A 15006-nucleotide genomic window follows, 5' to 3' on the forward strand; every position below is an offset into this window, starting at 1 on the left:
CGTGGCCCCAAACCACCAAAAACAGTCCAGAACACGCCGCTTTCAACCCAAAAACCCACGTCCGAGGTCTCTCAGGACGTGGGTTTGAGTGTCGAGTGTTTGGTCGGGCTGGCGGGATTTGAACCCACGACCCCTTGACCCCCAGTCAAGTGCGCTACCAAGCTGCGCCACAGCCCGTCGCCTCGCGGCCCAGCACCGCTCGCAACGGGTAGAACTCTAGCCCATGAGTCCCCCGGTCTCGAAATCTGCGGGCGGTGACGCCACTCACCGCCCGCTCCGATGACCCGGTCGAGGCGGCCCCGGCTCAGGCGCTCTCGTTCCAGGCCTTCATGCCGCCGGCGAGGTTGGTGAGCGCCCCCGTGTAGCCGGCCGCCGTCAACGCCTCGATGGCCCGCGCCGAGCGCACCCCGGCGGCGCAGTGGACGACCGTCTCCCGGCCCGGGTCCAGCTCGCCCATGCGCTCCACGACCTCCCCCAGCGGGATCCGCAGGGAGCCCTCTATGGCATCGATCGCGACCTCGCTGGGCTCGCGCACGTCCAGCAGCGTGTACGTGCTTCCGGGCGCCCGGCCCGCGGCGACTCGCGCGCGCAGCTCGGTGGCGGTGATCTCGTTCATGGTGCGTCCTCTCAGCTCGTTGGCGCTTCCGTCATCAGTATCCCCCGGCGTCCGCACACCGCAGAAGGCCTCGTAGTCGCCGAGCTCGGTGATGGTGGGTTCGGCCCCGCACACGGGGCAGGCCGGGTTCTTGGCGATCGGCAGCTCGCCGCTCCGCCCCCTCCAGGCGTTGAGCAGCACCATGCGCCCGATGAGCGGCTGCGCCCCGCCGACAATGAGCTTGAGCGCCTCGGCGGCCTGCATGGTCCCGATAATCCCCGGCATGACTCCCAGCACCCCGCCCTCGGCGCACGAGGGCACCGCCCCCGGCTCGGGCGGCGTCGGGTGAAGGCAGCGGTAGCACGGGCCGCGCCGGGCGTCGAAGACGGCCACCTGCCCGTCAGAGCGGAACACGGCCCCGTGCACGAGCGGAATCCCGAGCATGACGCAGGCGTCGTTGAGCAGGTAGCGCGTCGGAAAGTTGTCCGTCCCGTCGACGACGACGTCCCACCCGGCCAGCAGCTCCAGCGCGTTCGCGCTCGTCAGCGCGGTCCGGTGCGCGACGACTTCGACGTCGGGGTTGAGGGCCTCCACGGCGCGCCGTGCCGACTCCGCCTTCGCCTGCCCCACTCCCGGCGTCGTGTGGACGACCTGGCGCTGCAGGTTGGAGATGGCCACGACGTCGTCGTCGACAATGCCGAGGCCCCCCACCCCCGCGGCCGCCAGGTAGAGGGCCACGGGCGAGCCGAGCCCGCCCGCCCCCACGATCAGGACACGGGCTGCCCGGATGCGCTGCTGCCCGGCCACGCCCACCTCGGGGACGAGCATGTTGCGGCAGTAGCGGCGCCTCTGCGCCGCCGACAGCGGCCGCAGGCGCCCGGCCGCGATGATCGGCTCCTCCGGCCTGAGGCCGGGAGCACCGGCCCCGCCGGGAGCGCCCGCGGCGGCCCGATCGGGTCCTGCGCTCAGTGCCGCAGCTCCCGGTAGCGGCGGATGAGCTGCTGGGTGGAGGCGTCCTGGGCCTCCAGAGCGGCGGCGTCGCCCTGGACGGCGGGGGCGATCTGAAGAGCGAGCTTCTTGCCGAGCTCCACGCCCCACTGGTCGAAGGAGTCGATGCCCCACACGATGCCCTCGGTGAAGGTGATGTGCTCGTACAGGGCGATGAGCTGGCCCACCACCGACGGCGTGAGAGCGGGAGCCAGGATCGACGTCGTCGGCCTGTTGCCGGCGAAGACGCGCGCCGGGACAATGGCCTCGGCCGTGCCCTCGGCGCGCACCTCCTCGGCGGTCTTGCCGAAGGCGAGGGCGGCCGTCTGGGCCAGGTAGTTGGACAGGAAGAGCTCGTGGACGTCTGTCCCCCCGTCCTTGGTCGGGTGGGCGGGGTTGGCCACGGCGATGAAGTCGGCGGGGATGAGCCGGGTGCCCTGGTGGATGAGCTGGTAGAAGGCGTGCTGGCCGTTGGTGCCGGGCTCGCCCCAGAAGATCTCACCGGTCTCGGTGGTCACCGGGCTGCCGTCCCAGCGCACTGACTTGCCGTTGGACTCCATGGTGAGCTGCTGGAGGTAGGCGGGGAAGCGGTGCAGGTACTGGGCGTAGGGCAGGACGGCGTGCGAGTCCGCCTTGTAGAAGTTGACGTACCAGACGTTGAGCAGGCCCATGAGCATGGGGACGTTCTGCACTGGGGGCCTGGTGGCGAAGTGCTCGTCGACGGCGTGGAAGCCGCCCAGGAAGTCGCGAAAGCTCTCCGGGCCGATGGCCACGGCCAGGACGGTGCCGACGGCGGAGTCCACCGAGTAGCGTCCGCCCACCCAGCTCCAGAAGCCGAAGGCGTTGGCGGGGTCGATGCCGAAGGCCTCGACCTTGTCCAGGGCGGTGGACACGGCCACGAAGTGCCTGGCGATGGCGCCGTCGGTGCTGATGCCCCGCTCGGCGAGCGCGCCGAGGAACCAGTCGCGGGCCATGCGGGCGTTGGTGAGGGTCTCCAGGGTGGTGAAGGTCTTGGAGGCGATAATGAACAGGGTCGTCTCCGGGTCGAGGTCGGCGACCTTCTCGGCGCAGTCGGTGGGGTCGATGTTGGAGATGAAGCGGGCGCTCAGGCCGTCCTGGACGTAGGGCCTCAAGGCCTCGTAGACCATGACCGGGCCCAGGTCGGACCCGCCGATCCCGATGTTGACGACCGTCTTAATGCGCTTGCCGGTCACTCCGGTCCACTCCCCCGAGCGCACGCGCCGGGCGAAGGCGTAGATCCTCTCCAGGACGTCGTGGACATCGACGACGACGTCCTGGCCGTCCACGGTCAGGGAGTCGGTCGCCGGGCGGCGCAGCGCGGTGTGGAGGACGGCGCGGTCCTCGGTGATGTTGATGTGCTCGCCGGCGAACATGGCGTCGCGGCGGCCCGGGACGTCGACGGCCTCGGCCAGCCGGGCCAGGGCGTCGCGCACCTCGTCGGTGAGGAAGTTCTTGGACAGGTCGACGAAGAGGTCGCCCACCTCGTAGGAGTAGCGCTCAGCGCGGCCGGGGTCCTCGGCGAACCAGGCGCGCAGGTCGGGGTGAAGGTTCTTGTGGAGCTCGGTGAGCTGTTTCCAGGCGGGCGTGGTGGTGGCATCGACGGGCTTCAGCATGAGATCAGTGTAGGGGGCGTGCGCCCCGGCGCCCTGGGCCGAGGTCCCGTGTCTGCCCGTGCTCAGTCATCGTAGGCCTCCCTCTCATGGCTTCCATCTTGTTCGCGAGAGACGTCCGCCACCGTGACCCTCACCGGGCAGTCGCCAGGATCGACGTCGAAAATGGTCCGGCCTCGGGGCCTCGGAACCGCGCCGTCGTCGAGAGCGTAGAAGTTCGGGACCGCTCATGCTCGAAGAATAGGTGTCCGACGGCGGTCCCCGCAGCGGCGGCCTCGTCGGCGGCCGCGGCGATGTCGCACAACCGCGCGGCGATCTGCGCGGTCGAGCCGGCCCAGGGCCTCTCGGCCCTGTCCCGCCGCCAGCAGCTGCTTGATTATCCTTGCGTACCGGGGGCGCTCCCCCGCGCCAACAGCTCGACGGCCCGATCGACGGCCCGATCGACGGCCCCTTCCGAGTCGGCCAGTTCCCGCTCGAGCCTGAGCCTCTCCCGGCCGGCTGGAGCATCCGCGACGGCCCGCCGGTAGGCGGCGAGTCCCTCCTCCCCCAGCGCAGCCAGGAAATCGGCAAGGGCGAGGGTCGGGCAGTTCGGGAACGCCAACCGATGCTGGACCAGCCACACCGCCAGCGCCTCGACGTCGGGGCTGCCCTCGCGGCACGCGCGCGCATACAGGTCCGCGGCCCGCTCGCAGACCGCCTCCGTCAGGCCCTCGAGATCGCCCAGGCCCTCCTCCAGGTCCGGGCTCAGGCGCGTCATGATCATGCGCAGCGGGAGGGCGGCGGCGTCGGCCCCGCCACTGCGCATCAGGGCTTCCAGCTCGTCCAGGAAGGCGCCGATGTCGGCGGCATAGCCGTTGTCGTTATAACCGTCGAAGTAGTCGTCATAGGGGTCGTAGCCCTCGTAGCCATTGGGCGCGGACAGCAGGGCGTCCGCTCTTCGAACCAGGTCGTTCTCCGCCGGATCCCGCCGGCCCTCGGCGAGCCCGGCTGCAGTCTCCAGCGCCTGGCGCGCCGTCTCGGAGCGGCCGGCCAGCGTCAGCACCAGCTCGCGCAGCCCGGGGCGGTCCAGCTCGTCCAGGTGGGCCTTCACCGCGGGGCTCGGCTCGTATCCGTCGGTTCCGCCGGTCGTGGTATCCATCCGCGCCACCCTATCGTCGTCAACCGCCGGGCTCAGGCGGTCGCCGCCAGGTGCGCGAGCTCCTCGTGCTCGGGCACGCCCGCGCTGCGCGGGGCGAGGGTCTCCCAGGCGCACTCGGCCACGGCGACGGCCGCGAGGAGGGCGACCAGGAGCAGCCCGCTCATGCGGGTCCCCGCCGGGATGAGGGCCAGGCACAGCAGGCACGCCACGACCCGGGACCGGTAGATCCGCCGGGCGTTGCGCAGACGCACGACGGCGAACATGGCGAGGAAGACGACGACGCCTCCGCACAGCAGGGCGGTCGACTCCGCCGGGACGCGGTGGTTCGGCTCCTCCATCACGTGGTGGAGCCCCGCCGCCAGGGCGATGAGCCCGGCGGCAAGGGCCAGGTGGCCGTAGGCCAGGAGGCTGCGCACTGCGAAGAAGGTGATGCGCGCCCGGCCGATGTAGTGCTCCATGAGGCTGAGGCTGTGGTGGAAGTAGGCCCACCACAGCCCGCCCACGAGAATGAAGGCGGCGACGAGCCCGCCCAGGCCGGCCCAGGACAGGTGCTCGAGATCGGCCTGGGGGGTCACGATCGAGACGATGGTCTCCCCCAGTGCCACGATAATGAGGAGGCTGAAGCGCTCGACCACGTTGCCGACGTCGTAGCGCTGGGCGCTCATGGCCCGACTGTGCAGGAAGGGGCCGGTGATCTCCCACAGCGCGGCCAGGCTCCACAGCGCCAGCTGCCCGGCGCCTCCCAGAGCGGCCCCGCCGAGAAGAAGCGGTCCCTGGATGAGGCTGGAGGTCAGGTCCATGCGGAAGGCCTTGCTGTTCTCGCTGCGGGCGAGCAGGAAGGTGATGACCAGGCGGGACGTCCAGCAGGTGACGGCGAACAGGAGCGCCCGGTTTCCGAAGGCCTGGGGCAGTGCCACCGCGCTGACCATGGCGATGAGCATGAGGAGCATAATGACGAAGCGGTGGCGGCCGGTGGAGGCGTCGCGAATGCTCGACTGCACGGTCACCAGCACCCACTGCCAGTAGATGAGGGCCAGCAGGACGGCGCAGTGGACAATCCCCCGCCATCCCTCCCCGGCGCGCAGCACGCCGTTGAGCTCGGTGATGAGGAAGACGTAGACGAGGTCGAAGAACAGCATGACCGGGTCCACGGCCCGGTGCGGCATGACCGTCTTGGCGGCGGGCGACTGGCTGGCGTCTGGGCGGCTCACTGTTGCTTCTCCTTAAGCTTCTCGTGTGATGGATGGCCGGCTGATGGCCCTCAGGCCAGGGCTGGGAAGAGCGCGGCCGTGGTCGATGCGATGCGCCCGATGTCCACCACCTGGTCCAGCTCTCCGGCCAGGATCCGCGAGATGCTCTCGGTGACGACCTGTGGCGGGGCATAGGGGGTATCGGTGCCCAGGACCAGCTGCTCGGCGCCGACCAGGTCGGCGATGCTCCGCGCGGCCCGGGGGAAGGGCGCGGAGGAGCCGATCTCGAAGAACATGGAGCGCAGCTGCGCCAGCGGCTCCGCCTCGGCCCCGAGGATCACCTCGGCGAACATGGCGACCCGGTCGATCACGGACGGGATCGCCGCGCCGTTGTGGAGCACGACCCACCGGATGCGCGGGTGGCGGGCCACCGCGCCGGCGAGGAGGAGATCGGTGACGGCGCGGGTGGTCTCGAAGAGGTACTCGATGACGGGGCTCGGCCTCCCGCAGGTCAGGTGCTCGGCGCCCCGGGGCGAGGTCGGGTGGATGACGACCGTCGCCGCGCGGGCATCGAGGATCTCGAGCAGCGGCTCGAGCTCGGGGGCGCCCGGATAGATCCCGTCGTAGCTGGTCAGAAGACCGATTCCCGCGGCGCCTCCGTCGGTGAGCGCCCATGCGGCCTCGGCGCAGGACGCGGGAACATCGGGAAGCGGGAGGCAGGCGAGATAGGCGAATGCGTCGGGGTGCCTGCGCGCGATCTCATGACCTCGCTCATTGACGCGCCGCGCCATTGCCGCTGGATCGGGCAGTCCGCTCACCCCGGGGCTGGACAGGGACAGGACCGCTGCGTCCAGGCGCAGCTCCTCCAGGCGCGCCAGGTGCGTCTCCTCGTCCCATGCGGGGATGGGCGAGCCTCAACGCTCCCTTATCCGACTGGTATCTCGTTGCCTCGTCCCATGCGGGGATGGGCGAGCCGTCGGGAGTGCTGCTGCCTGAGTCGATAAGCGCCTGACGGTAGAAGTCCGGAACATAGTGGGCATGGACATCGATGAGGCGGGACATGCGCGCGATTCTCGCACGATGGCAGAAGGGCGCAAGCCGCCTGATCCCCTCTCAGCGCCGTTTGCGCTTCTCGCGCACACGCACCCCGATCTGGATGGGCGTGCCGACGAAGCCGAACTCCTCGCGCAGGCGCCGCTCGATGAAGCGGCGGTAGCCGGCCTCCAGGAAACCGGTGGCGAAGATGACAATGCGCGGCGGCGCGGTCTGCACCTGGGTTGCGAACAGGATCCGGGGCTGCTTGCCGCCGCGCAGCGGGTGCGGGGTCGCGGACTGCAGCTCCCCGAGGAAGGCGTTGAGGCGGCCGGTCGGGATGCGCGTCGTCCATCCCTCGAGGGCGGCGTCCAGGGCCCGCACGAGCCGGTTGGTGTGCCAGCCGGTGCGCGCCGACAGGTTGATGTGCGGCGCCCAGGCCACGTGTGCCAGGTCGCGCCCGGCCTCCCGGGCGAGCATCCGGCGGCGCTCCTCGCCGACCAGGTCCCACTTGTTGTTGACCAGTACGAGGGCCCTCCCGGCGTCGATCGTCTGCTGGATGACGCGCACGTCCTGGTCGGTGACCGGCTCGGAGGCGTCCAGGAGGACGACTGCGACCTCGGCCTTCTCAATGGCGCCCTGGGTGCGCAGGACCGCGTAGTAGTCGGCGCCGCGGGCCTGCCTCACACGACGGCGGATCCCGGCGGTGTCCACGAAGACCCACTGGCGCCCGTCGAGCTCGAGGACCTCATCGACCGGGTCGCGGGTGGTGCCCGCCGCCTCATTGACCACCACGCGGGTGGCTCTGGCGATGGAGTTGAGCAGGGAGGACTTGCCGACGTTCGGCCGTCCCACCAGGGCGATGCGGTGCAGGCCGTCGTCGGGCCCCGGTCCGGCGACGGCGGAGACCTCGGGCAGGATCGCCATGGCGGCGTCCAGGACCTCGCCGCTGCCGCGCCCGTGCAGGGCGGAGAGCGCGTAGGGCTCGCCGAGCCCCAGGCTCCACAGGGCGGCGGCGTCTCCCTCCTGGGCCGGTGAGTCCACCTTGTTGGCGGCCAGCACGACGGGCCTGCCCGACCCGCGCAGCATGCGCACGATGCGCGCGTCGGTCTCGGTGATGCCGACCTGGGCGTCGACGACGAGCAGCACGGCGTCGGACATCTCGACGGCGACCTCGGCCTGGGCGGCGACGGCGGCTTCCAGCCCTGCGACGTCGACCTCCCAGCCGCCGGTGTCCACGATGGTGAAGTGGCGCCCGGCCCACTCCGCCGGGTAGGAGACGCGGTCGCGGGTGACGCCGGGGACGTCCTGGACCACGGCCGCCCGGCGCCCCAGGACGCGGTTGACCAGGGTCGACTTGCCGACGTTGGGCCTGCCGATGACGGCCAGGACGGGCAGTCCTGCCTCCGGGCCGGAGCCGTCGGCCGGAGCGTCCCGGCCGTCCAGCAGGGCGAGGTCGTCCTCGTCGAGCTCGTAGTCGGCCAGCCCCTGGCGCAGCGCCTGGGCCCGCAGGATGTCCTGGCGGTCGTGCTCGGCGGCCCGGTCGAGGGACGCCTCGATCAGGGAGATGACGTGCTCGACGGTCTCGGGCAGGTCCATCTCGGAGGTGTCCACGAGAGTGACGCCCTCCGGGGCGGTGAGGAACTGGGAGACGGTGGCGTCGTCCCGGTCGCGGCGGACCACCTGGTCGCGCAGGGCGGCGGCGTCGACGCTTTTGCCGGCGGCCTCCAGGTCGGCGGCGCGGCGGGCGAGCCGGGCCTCCTCGCTGGCGGTGATGAGCAGGCGGACATCCGCGTCGGGCGCGATGACGGTGGTGATGTCGCGGCCCTCGGCGACGACGCCGGCGCCGTCGGAGAAGGTGCCGGGCCCACCGGAGGCCTCGGCGCGGATGAGCCCGCGCTGGAGGCGGGCCAGCTCGGCGCGGACCTCGAGGTTGGTGGCGACCCTGGAGACGATGGTGGCGATGTGGGGGTCGCGGATGGCGGTGGCGATGTCCTCGCCGTCGCACACGACGCCGGGCGCCTCGGGGTCCATGCCCATGACGAGGGGCATGGCCTCGACCGCGCGCACCACGGCGCCCGAGTCATCAAGGTCCACGCCCTCGTGCTCGCACCACCAGGCGGCCGCCCGGTACATGGCGCCGGTGTCGAGATAGGCCAGGCCGAGCCTGGAGGCGACGCGCCTGGAAACGGTCGACTTGCCCGATCCGCTCGGCCCGTCGATCGCGACGACGATTCCCATGTGCTTCCTCCAGAACTCGATGAACCCGTCCAAGGGTCCCACAGGCGGCGCGCCTCCTCGGTGCGCGACCGCCATGAGATCGCGCACGGCGGGGGCCGCAGCACCCTCGCCCGGCTGCCGTCATCCACAGCGGCACGTCGCGGCCCGAGCCCGTAGATCCTGTGAAGGGCCACCCACGCTCCCGCACGCGGGACCTCTCCCGCCAGAGAACCGGAGCGGAGTCCTAGCCGGCGACGACCCGCCAGTCCTTCGCGTCCAGCGCCTCCTGGAGGCCCTGGGCCGCCGCGGGCAGCACGGAGAGCATGGCGAGGCCGGCGCTCTGCCCGGCGGAGTGCTCCATAGAGAAGTCCTCGACATTGACCCCGGCCGCCCCCACGTCGGACAAGAGCCTGCCGAGCTCGCCGGCCGAGTCCGGCACGAGGACCTGGACCACGGCGTAGCGGCGCGGCGCACCGCCGTGCTTGCCGGGAATGCGGGCCCGCCCGGTGTTGCCGCGGCTCATGACGTCGGTGACGGCGCCCACCGCTCCCGGGGCGATCGTCTCCGCGCCTCCCGGGGCGGCGTACTCGGGCGAGTCGGGCGGCAGCGCGGCGGGGCCGACGCCTGTGATGAGAATGTCGAGGTCGTCGCGCACGGCGCGCAGCAGCTCGGCCACCGGCCCGGCGTTGCCGACCACGATCGCCGACCACAGGCGCGGGTCGGAGGCGGCGATACGGGTGGTGTCGCGCAGACCCTGGCCAGCCAGGGCCAGCGCCGACTCGGGCAGGTCCTCCAGCCGTGCGGCCATCAGCGAGCTGAGCAGCTGGGGGACGTGCGAGACGGCCGCGACCGCGGCGTCGTGCTCGGCGGCGCCCATGGCCACCGGGGTGGCGCCGACGTCGACGGCAAGGTTGCGGACCCGGAGCACCGCCTCCGGGTCGGCCCCCTCCCCCACGACCACCCAGGGGCGCCCGGCGAACAGGTCGGAGTCCGCGGCTGCGGCCCCGGAGCGCTCACGGCCCGCCATGGGGTGGGAGCCGACGTAGCGGCGCGCGCCCTCGCCCCCGCGGGCGCGGACCTCTGCGGCGACGCGGTTCTTGACGGAGGCGACGTCGGTGACCACGGCGCCCGGGTGAGCGTCCAGCTCGCGCACCACGACGCTCGCGGCGACGTCGGGGGGCGTGGCGACTACGATCATGCGCGGCTCGGCGTCGCCGCTGGCGCGCACCCGCCCGGCGCCCATGTCGCGGGCCAGGGCCAGGGAGGTGGGCGAGGTGTCGGACAGCTGCACCTGGACTCCGGCGGCGGTCAGGGCCAGGGCGAGCGAGGTGCCCAGCAGGCCGGTTCCCACGACGAGCACCGGCCCCCGGGTCGAGAACGCCGGCGAGGAGGAGCCGTTCACAGCCCGACCTCGTTCTGGAGGGCTGCGACCTCGTCGCCGGTGAGCCGCCGCATCTTCCCGGGGCTCAGAGACCCGAGCGTCAGCGGTCCCAGCCTGGTGCGGACCAGGCGCGCCACCGGGTGGTCGACCGCGGCCAGCATGCGCCGCACAATGCGGTTCCGGCCGGAGTGCAGCGTGATCTCGACGATGGAGCCGCGCGGCCCGGAGTCCTTGATCGTGACGCGGTCCGCCCGGGCCTCGCCATCGTCCAGCTCGATGCCTCGCCTGAGCTTGCGCGGCACCCAGTGCTCCACCCTGCCCTCGACAATCGCCACATAGGTCTTGGCGATCTCATAGCTGGGGTGAGTGAGGCGGTGCGCGAGCTCGCCGTCGTTGGACAGCAGCAGCAGTCCCTCGGTCTCGGTGTCCAGGCGCCCCACGTGCACGAGGCGGATGGAGCCGGGGCTCTCCAGCTCGGCGGCGTGCTCGGCCACCCACCGGGCCCCGAGCTCGGCGACGGTGGGGCGGCCCTCCGGGTCCTCCATGGTGGTGACCACCCCGGCGGGCTTGTGCAGCATGACGGTGATGACGTCGGGGTCGGTCAGGACGCGGGCGCCGTCAACCCGGATCTCCTGCGCCACGGGGTCGACCCTCACGCCGGGCCCGGTCACGGTCACCCCGTCCACGCTGACCCGTCCCGAGGCGATGAGCGCCTCGCAGGCGCGCCGGGAGGCCACGCCGGCGTGGGCCAGGACCTTCTGAAGGCGCTCGCCGCCGGCGACGTGCGGGTCGTCGATCCCGCCGCGGGCGGCGCGGCGGCGGGCGGCGAGGAGCTCGGCCTCCTCGTCCTCGCCCAGCGCCTCGGCGTCGAAGGCGGCCAGCTGGCCGGAGTCGGCGGTCTCGTCCAGCTCCTCCAGGTCGTCCTCGTCGTAGAACTCCTGACCGGTCAGGTCGAGCTCGTCGCCGCTCATCGGTGGTTCCTCTCGGTCATCTCGTCCTCAATGTCGTCCAGGGCCGTGGTGTCGGGCAGGTAGGGGGCCAGGGGCGGCAGGTCCTCCAGGGAGTCCAGGCCCAGGTACTCCAGGAACTCGGCGGTCGTGCGGTACAGGATCGCGCCGCTGGGCTCGGTGCCGGTCTCCTCGATGAGGCCGCGCGCGTGCAGGGTGCGCACGACGCCGTCGACGTTGACGCCGCGGATCGCGGCGATGCGCCCGCGGGTGACGGGCTGGCGGTAGGCGACGACGGCGAGGGTCTCCAGGGCCGCCTGGGACAGGCGGGCCGTCGCCCCGCCGACGACGAAGCGCTCGACGAGGTCTGAGAACTCCGGCGCAGAGGCGAGCCTCCACCCCCCGGCGGCGCGGCGCAGCACGAATCCGCGGGGGCGCCCGGCGTCGTCGCGGCCGGCGTACTCGGCGGCCAGGGACTCCAGGAGCGCCTCGGTGGCGGCCTCCCCCAGCCCGAGGGCCTCGGACAGCGCCGCGGTGGTGACCGGCTCGTCGGCGACGACGAGCACCGCCTCGGCCGCGGACCGCAGGCGGTCCCCGGGCACGGCGCTCAGCTCCCCCTGGCGGGCGGGCGGGTTCTGCCTCATTCGAACTCCTCCTCGACATCCGGGGTCATAATGCCCGCCAGGTCCCCCTCGCCGCCGCACCACGCCACGGTGATCTCCCCCATCGGCTCGCTCTGATCAAGGTCGACGCTGCCCTGGCGGTGCAGGATGAGCAGGGCCAGGAATCGGGCCACGACGACGGCGGAGCGCCCGGCGTCGTCGATGAGCCGGCTGAAGGTCAGGGTGCCGTGGCGCCGCAGGCGCAGGGCGATCAGGCTCAGCTGCTCTCCGACGGCCACCCGCTCGTGCAGGTGGACGGTCTGGACGCCGGGGTCCGCGGGCCTGGTGAAGGCCCGCACCGCCAGCCGGGCGAGCTCGGCGGCGTCGACGGTGGCCACGAGCCGGGGCAGCAGCGCGGCGAGCTCGGGGGTCAGGCCGACGACGCGGGGGTGGCTGCGCGAGGCGGCGGCGGCCATGTCGGCCAGCCACCGGGAGGCCTGCTTGTAGGCGCGGTACTGCAGGAGACGGGCGAACAGGAGGTCCTGGGCCTCGAGGAGCTCCAGGTCCTCCTCCTCGTCGCCGTCCTCGTGCGGAAGAAGGCGATGGGCCTTGAGGGCGAGCAGGGTGGAGGCGACGACGACGAACTCGCTGGCCCGCCCCAGATCCCAGTCGGCGCGCATATGGGCGATGAACTCGTCGGTGACCTCCGCCAGGGCGAGCTCGGTGACGTCCAGGCGGCGACGCGCAATGAGGGCCAGGAGCAGGTCGAAGGGGCCCTCGAACTGGGGCAGGCTGACGGAGAAGCCGGGGAGGCGCGCCGCCGCCTCCTCCTCGCCGCCCGCCGACGCAGCCAGGGGGGCCGGGGCGCTCTCAGGGGCCGCCTCAGGCGACATTGCCGCGGGCGATAACCTCCCGGGCGAGCCGACGGTAGGCCTCCGCGCCGGGGTGGGTCGGGGCGTAGCTGGTGATCGGCTCGTTGGCGACGGTGGCGTCGGGGAACTTGATGGTCCTGCGGATCTGCGTGTCGTAGAGCTGCTCGCCGAAGGCGTCGTCGAGGCGCTCGAGGACCTCGCGGGCGTGCAGGGTGCGGTGGTCGACCATGGTGGCCAGGATGCCGTCGATCTGCAGGCGGGGGTTGAGGCGGTCGCGGACCCGGTCGACGGTCTCCACCAGCAGGGCGACGCCGCGCAGTGCGAAGAACTCGGTCTCCAGCGGGATGATGACGCCGTGGGAGGCGGTCAGGGCGTTAATGGTCAGCAGCCCCAGCGAGGGCTGGCAGTCGACCAGGATGGCGTCGTACTCATCCAGCACCGGGCGGATGACCCGGGTCAGGGCCTGCTCGCGGGCGACCTCGTTGACCAGCTGGACCTCGGCCGCGGACAGGTCGATATTGGCCGGGACAATGTCAAGCCCCTCGGCGGGCGTGGAGTGGATCACTGGGCGCACGTCCGGACTGGTGGAGACCAGCAGGCTGTAGATGGTGGACTCCAGCTCGTGGGCGTTGACGCCCAGGCCCGCGCTGGCGGCTCCCTGCGGGTCGAAATCGACAATGAGGACCTTGCGCCCGTACTCGGCCAGGGCCGCTCCGAGGTTGATGGTGGTGGTTGTCTTCCCGACGCCGCCCTTCTGGTTGCACATGGAGATGACGCGTGCGGGACCATGCGACTCCAGTGGGGCGGGCTCAGGGAAAACCTTCTCCTCGGGCTCTTCCGTGGAGGAGTTCAGGTCGATCAGGCCGGACTGGTTGGACTCACTCACATTGGCAGCCTAGTCGATAACCGCTCACAGGCCGTGGTAGGCGCGTCTATAGCCATGTCGTGTTCATGCTCCGCGATGCGCCCGCTCAGCCGCGGGCGCGCGGATGACTGGTGGCGTAGACCTCCCGGAGGTGGTCCACGGTGACCTTCGTGTAGATCTGGGTGGTCGTCACCGAGGCGTGGCCAAGCATCTCCTGGACCACGCGGACGTCGGCGCCCCCGGCGAGCAGGTGGGTGGCGAAGGAGTGACGCAGGGTGTGGGGCGAGATATGCCGTTCCTCCACCTCGGCGTCGTCCACGCCGACCAGACCGGCGCGCTCGGCGGCGCGCTGGAGCACGGCCCAGGCGGACTGCCGCGACAGCGGCCTGCCCAGGGTGTTGAGGAAGACCTGCGGCACTCCCCTGCCCCGGGCGGCCAGCTCGGGGCGCCCCTGCACCAGGTAGGCCTCCAGGGCGTTCCAGGCGTACTGGCCCATGGGCACGACCCGTTCCTTGCGCCCCTTGCCGAGCAGACGCAGGCACCCCGAGTCCGCGTCGAGATCGTCCACGACCAGGCCCACAGCCTCCGAGATCCGTGCGCCTGTGGCGTACAGGACCTCCAGAAGCGCCCGGTCGCGCAGGCCCACCGCGTCGTCGCCGGCTGAGGCGGCGTCGAGCAGGCGGGACACCTCGTCGATGCTCAGGGCCTTGGGCAGCCGCCGTGCCACCTGGGGCGGGCGGACCCGGGCCGCGGGGTCGGACCCGGCCAGGCCCTCGTCCAGAAGGAAGCGGTGGAAGCCGCGCACGGCGGCGACGGTGCGCGCCGCCGACGAGGCCGCCAGGGGCCGCCCCCCGTCCGAGCCGGTGCGCAGCGCCTCGAGAAAGGCCGCCACATCCGCCTCCTCGACATCGGCGAGGGCGCGGGCGCCGCGCGCGCGCAGGAAGTCGGCGTAGCGGCTCAGGTCCCGCTCGTAGGCCGCCAGGGTGTTCCGGCTCAGGCCGCGCTCGACGCGCAGATGAGCGAAGTACCCGCGCAGGGACCGCTGGAGCGCGTCCCCGCGCGGGTCCGTCTCGGTTCCGGTGCCCGCGAAGGTGGTCGTGGTCGTCTACCGGCAGTGCTCAGGAGGAGAACCGGGCGACGAGCCCGAGGCCCACGATCGTGACGGTCCACAGCAGGGCGACGCCGACCGTGATGCGGTCGAGGTTGCGCTCGGCCACGCCCGAGGAGCCGGCGGACGAGGAGATGCCTCCGCCGAACATGTCGGACAGTCCGCCCCCCTTGCCCTTGTGCAGGAGGATCGACATGATCAAGAAGAAGCTCGACAGGACCAGGAGCACCTGGAGGATGATTCTCAGCGCCGTCACGCTGCGTTCCCTTCGTGTGTATCGCGCCTCCGCAGGCCGGTAGGCGCTCGTGTGGGGCAGCCGTCTGCCCGATCCGTGCCGGACTCTACCCGATCCGCGGCTGATTCACGCCACCGGGCTCGGCGGTCCTGTGCGGGACCGCCGAGCCCGGGCTGCAGCCTCCGACCAGCCGGCGCTCGCCG

Annotated in this window: 13 protein-coding genes and 1 tRNA gene; all 14 read right to left on the minus strand. The window is 72.1% G+C overall.

Translation table 11 applies throughout. The features are described 5' to 3' along the window. Positions 1 to 100: 100 nt before the first annotated feature. The 14 genes from AIF0345_RS08635 to secG all read right to left on the minus strand — a co-directional run bounded on the left by AIF0345_RS08635 (position 101) and on the right by secG (position 14824). Positions 101 to 177 (minus strand) — tRNA-Pro (locus AIF0345_RS08635). Between the two features lie 127 nt (positions 178 to 304). Continuing rightward, the gene (moeB, locus tag AIF0345_RS08640; RefSeq protein WP_404975916.1) at positions 305 to 1423 is read right to left on the minus strand and encodes a molybdopterin-synthase adenylyltransferase MoeB; all 1119 of its coding nucleotides are present in this window, start codon (positions 1421 to 1423) and stop codon (positions 305 to 307) included. Positions 1424 to 1560: 137 nt separating this feature from the next. Then, positions 1561 to 3216 (minus strand): glucose-6-phosphate isomerase, encoded by a 1656-nt coding sequence (pgi, locus tag AIF0345_RS08645; protein WP_285295905.1) that lies wholly within the window; start codon positions 3214 to 3216, stop codon positions 1561 to 1563. A gap of 373 nt (positions 3217 to 3589) precedes the next feature. Beyond that, positions 3590 to 4351: a hypothetical protein gene (locus tag AIF0345_RS08650; RefSeq protein ID WP_285295906.1), complete on the minus strand. Its 762-nt coding sequence runs from the start codon at positions 4349 to 4351 to the stop codon at positions 3590 to 3592. Positions 4352 to 4383: 32 nt separating this feature from the next. Further along, positions 4384 to 5562, minus strand: coding sequence for a low temperature requirement protein A (locus AIF0345_RS08655; protein WP_285295907.1), 1179 nt, complete (start codon positions 5560 to 5562; stop codon positions 4384 to 4386). 50 nt (positions 5563 to 5612) lie between these two features. Beyond that, positions 5613 to 6332 (minus strand): amidohydrolase family protein, encoded by a 720-nt coding sequence (locus tag AIF0345_RS08660; RefSeq protein WP_353962048.1) that lies wholly within the window; start codon positions 6330 to 6332, stop codon positions 5613 to 5615. A gap of 322 nt (positions 6333 to 6654) precedes the next feature. Further along, positions 6655 to 8814 (minus strand): bifunctional cytidylate kinase/GTPase Der, encoded by a 2160-nt coding sequence (gene der, locus AIF0345_RS08665; RefSeq protein ID WP_268916256.1) that lies wholly within the window; start codon positions 8812 to 8814, stop codon positions 6655 to 6657. 223 nt (positions 8815 to 9037) lie between these two features. Beyond that, on the minus strand, positions 9038 to 10195 hold the full coding sequence (locus tag AIF0345_RS08670) for a prephenate dehydrogenase (protein WP_285295909.1): 1158 nt from the start codon (positions 10193 to 10195) through the stop codon (positions 9038 to 9040). Continuing rightward, positions 10192 to 11145: a pseudouridine synthase gene (locus AIF0345_RS08675; protein WP_285295910.1), complete on the minus strand. Its 954-nt coding sequence runs from the start codon at positions 11143 to 11145 to the stop codon at positions 10192 to 10194. Before AIF0345_RS08675 ends, AIF0345_RS08670 begins: the two co-directional genes overlap by 4 nt. Beyond that, a complete protein-coding gene (gene scpB / locus AIF0345_RS08680; RefSeq protein ID WP_285295911.1) occupies positions 11142 to 11765 on the minus strand; it encodes an SMC-Scp complex subunit ScpB in 624 nt (207 codons plus the stop codon). Before scpB ends, AIF0345_RS08675 begins: the two co-directional genes overlap by 4 nt. Next, the gene (locus AIF0345_RS08685) at positions 11762 to 12616 is read right to left on the minus strand and encodes a segregation and condensation protein A (protein WP_285295912.1); all 855 of its coding nucleotides are present in this window, start codon (positions 12614 to 12616) and stop codon (positions 11762 to 11764) included. Before AIF0345_RS08685 ends, scpB begins: the two co-directional genes overlap by 4 nt. Next, entirely contained in the window at positions 12606 to 13481 is an 876-nt protein-coding gene (locus AIF0345_RS08690) for a ParA family protein (RefSeq protein ID WP_043562143.1), read from the minus strand. Before AIF0345_RS08690 ends, AIF0345_RS08685 begins: the two co-directional genes overlap by 11 nt. Before the next feature lie 85 nt (positions 13482 to 13566). Continuing rightward, a complete protein-coding gene (xerD, locus tag AIF0345_RS08695) occupies positions 13567 to 14496 on the minus strand; it encodes a site-specific tyrosine recombinase XerD (RefSeq protein ID WP_285297916.1) in 930 nt (309 codons plus the stop codon). Between the two features lie 82 nt (positions 14497 to 14578). After that, positions 14579 to 14824, minus strand: coding sequence for a preprotein translocase subunit SecG (gene secG, locus AIF0345_RS08700; protein ID WP_043562139.1), 246 nt, complete (start codon positions 14822 to 14824; stop codon positions 14579 to 14581). Between the last annotated feature and the right edge of the window lie 182 nt (positions 14825 to 15006).

The sequence above is a fragment of the Actinomyces israelii genome (genome assembly GCF_030253495.1).
Lineage (GTDB): Bacteria > Actinomycetota > Actinomycetes > Actinomycetales > Actinomycetaceae > Actinomyces > Actinomyces israelii.

Coding starts and splice junctions, on each gene's coding strand:
- moeB (WP_404975916.1), bottom strand. CDS start 1,423: ATGCTCGTCCCCGAGGTGGGCGTGGCCGGGCAGCAGCGCATCCGGGCA.
- AIF0345_RS08660 (WP_353962048.1), bottom strand. CDS start 6,332: ATGGCGCGGCGCGTCAATGAGCGAGGTCATGAGATCGCGCGCAGGCAC.
- AIF0345_RS08685 (WP_285295912.1), bottom strand. CDS start 12,616: ATGTCGCCTGAGGCGGCCCCTGAGAGCGCCCCGGCCCCCCTGGCTGCG.
- pgi (WP_285295905.1), bottom strand. CDS start 3,216: ATGCTGAAGCCCGTCGATGCCACCACCACGCCCGCCTGGAAACAGCTC.
- AIF0345_RS08650 (WP_285295906.1), bottom strand. CDS start 4,351: ATGGATACCACGACCGGCGGAACCGACGGATACGAGCCGAGCCCCGCG.
- scpB (WP_285295911.1), bottom strand. CDS start 11,765: ATGAGGCAGAACCCGCCCGCCCGCCAGGGGGAGCTGAGCGCCGTGCCC.
- AIF0345_RS08675 (WP_285295910.1), bottom strand. CDS start 11,145: ATGAGCGGCGACGAGCTCGACCTGACCGGTCAGGAGTTCTACGACGAG.
- der (WP_268916256.1), bottom strand. CDS start 8,814: ATGGGAATCGTCGTCGCGATCGACGGGCCGAGCGGATCGGGCAAGTCG.